At 68.0% G+C, this 2,216-nt stretch carries 3 protein-coding genes; all 3 read right to left on the bottom strand.

Going from position 1 to position 2,216, the window contains the following annotated elements:
* Nucleotides 1–134 precede the first annotated feature (134 nt).
* The 3 genes from WBA11_RS14080 to WBA11_RS14070 all read right to left on the bottom strand — a co-directional run bounded on the left by WBA11_RS14080 (nt 135) and on the right by WBA11_RS14070 (nt 1,734).
* On the bottom strand, nt 135–356 hold the full coding sequence (locus tag WBA11_RS14080; protein WP_424521304.1) for a hypothetical protein: 222 nt from the start codon (nt 354–356) through the stop codon (nt 135–137).
* 174 nt (nt 357–530) lie between these two features.
* A complete protein-coding gene (locus tag WBA11_RS14075; protein WP_424521303.1) occupies nt 531–1,280 on the bottom strand; it encodes a hypothetical protein in 750 nt (249 codons plus the stop codon).
* A gap of 178 nt (nt 1,281–1,458) precedes the next feature.
* Nucleotides 1,459–1,734, bottom strand: a complete 276-nt coding sequence (locus WBA11_RS14070; RefSeq protein WP_424521302.1) for a hypothetical protein — start codon at nt 1,732–1,734, stop codon at nt 1,459–1,461.
* Nucleotides 1,735–2,216 lie beyond the last annotated feature (482 nt).

The following is a 2,216-nucleotide window of genomic DNA, read 5'->3' as shown; positions in this document are numbered from 1 at the left end:
GAACCCCCCGAGGCGGCCCTCGACGTAGCGCGACAGGCGCTCGCGCTCCTCGGGGTGGACCCAGGCTTCGACCTTGACCAGGCCGGCGGCGCGGAGCCGAGCGCGGTGCTCGCGCATCAGGTCGGCTTTCGGCCTCACGAGCGGGCCTCGCGCGAGCCGCGTGCCAGGCACTGCTGCCGGATGACCATGAGCCCGATGCCGAGGCTCCGCAGCAGGTTGTCGTACTCCCCACGCTCGGGATCGGTGAGCGGATCGCCGATGCCATCGGCCTCGCGAGCGAACAGGACAGCGAACCGCTCGACGTCGCGAGTGAGGCCGGGACCGAGCAGGCGGTCGAGGGTGTCGAGATCGGACATAGAGGTTCTCCACTGGTGTACCCATAGTATCGGCGGTAACGCGTTACCCATGTAGGGCACAGTCCGCAAAGGTAGCAGCGGGTGGAGATGCGCGCCCCACGACACGCGCGTGCGTTCCTCGTCGTCGCTCGGCCGCTCCTCCTGCGTCCTTCGTCGCGCGACGTGGGGCGGCTGTCAGGACGCGGCAGAAGAACGGGGAGACGAGCCAGCATGGGAGGCAACGCGACGAGCCTCCTCGTCGGCAGCGAGCTTACGCAGACGCTTTTCGACCTCACGGCAGAGAAGGTCAACGCCGTGGGGGCCGGAGTCAACAGCGAGAGACGCGAGGGCAGCCAGCTCAGGAGAGGACGAGACGCGATCAAGCATGACGGCAGCAGCAGGTCGGGGGGCGTAGGAGCTTAACCACGGGCGCAGGTCGCGGCCACGAAACCACGGTTCTTGCGCGGCGGGGCAGGGCAACAACTTGCGTGCGTAGTGCCAGAACATGGGGGCAGGGTCGAGGACATCAGCGAGGCAGGGCTTCGCACGCTTCGTTACCTTGATCTCGTAACGCGTGGTGGGAGGGATCACGGAGTCCGACTTGCAGAGCCGTTCCCAAGCCTTGTCATACACCACGGCCTTGATCGCGGCGTCGGTGCCGAACCCGACGTAGAACGATCCCGTCGTGGCACCGTCAGCCGGACGGTTCGACAAGAACCTCGTGGTGGGGCTGCGCTTGCCGGCGAGGTAGCAGTAGTGCGGGTAGCGGCGGTCGAGAGCGGCAACACGAGGAGCCGCATCGGTCAGAACGTCCGCGGTGACGTCGACCCGCGTGACGGTGCACGGCTCAGACGAACAGACCGAAACGAACTCGGACAGAAGGCCGCGCGCGACCAGCTCCTCGACGGCGCTGCCGGAGAGGGACGCAGAGGCGTACCGGCTCATGGTCGTGAAGAGCGCCGTCCCGTAGCCGACGCGCCACATAGCAGGCTCGCCGCGCCTCGTCGGATCAACAGGCAGAGCGTGAGCTGACGCCTCCTGCAGGACGCGCTCGAGATCGCGCTGGGGAAAGGCGTCGGGGTGGAAGGTGAGCCGGAGGTCGTGCACGAAAACGGCGCCCGGCTCAGCCATGGAGCTCGCCCTCTTCGAGACGGCGCTGGTACTCCTGCTCCTCCATCGCATCGACGACCAGCTCAGCGAGACGGACAACCTCCTCGCCGCTCTCACCGCGGAGCCGGCGCAGCGGGTCGGCGTCGCAGGGCTGGAGATCCACGTAGCACTCCGCGACGTCGCGGAGGCGACGGATTCGAGTGCCGAGGTAGACCGAGAGGAAGGCGGAACGGGTGACCCCCAGGGAGCGGGACAGCGCCTCCAGATCGGTGGCGATCTCGTCGGGCAACGTGAGGGTGATGCGGGTAGACATCAGCGGGCTCCTAAGTTCGCACTAAGATTTAGTGCAAACCTAACACGAAATCGCTGGGAGCGAGGCGGAATGCGGTTTGTGGCGATTGTGGGGGGGGTCCCGTAAGGGGGTGATTGTGGGTGTTACCTACACCCACAATGGACACGCCCTGCTGACCTGCTCTCGGAAGGGCTCTCGGGAGGCCTCCTGGGGCTGTCGCCGGGGACGGCTCCGGTCACCAGGGCTACGCCCTCTGAGCGCCTCTGAGCGGCTCGGAGGGGCTGTCGCTGCCGCTCCGGTCACCAGCCAGAGGGTTACCGGGGATCGGGCCGCTCAGGGGGCTGCGCGAGCTCCAGCTCGGTCTGCAGCTCAGGAGGACCCGGGACGGGCTGCTGGGGAACGGCGATGCGGCCGGCGGTGCTGCCGCCGACGGGCCGCTGGCGACCGACCGGGCAGAACCCCCCGAGGCGGCCCTCGAC

Origin of the sequence: Rubrivirga sp. (assembly GCF_049648075.1) — a bacterium.
Taxonomy (GTDB): domain Bacteria; phylum Bacteroidota; class Rhodothermia; order Rhodothermales; family Rubricoccaceae; genus Rubrivirga.
Note: the sequence above shows the minus strand (reverse complement) of the source record. Positions and strands in the feature narration are given on the sequence as shown.

Bases quoted from the DNA above. Each gene is read 5' to 3' on its own strand.
- WBA11_RS14080 (WP_424521304.1), bottom strand. From the start codon at position 356: ATGTCCGATCTCGACACCCTCGACCGCCTGCTCGGTCCCGGCCTCACT.
- WBA11_RS14075 (WP_424521303.1), bottom strand. From the start codon at position 1,280: ATGAGCCGGTACGCCTCTGCGTCCCTCTCCGGCAGCGCCGTCGAGGAG.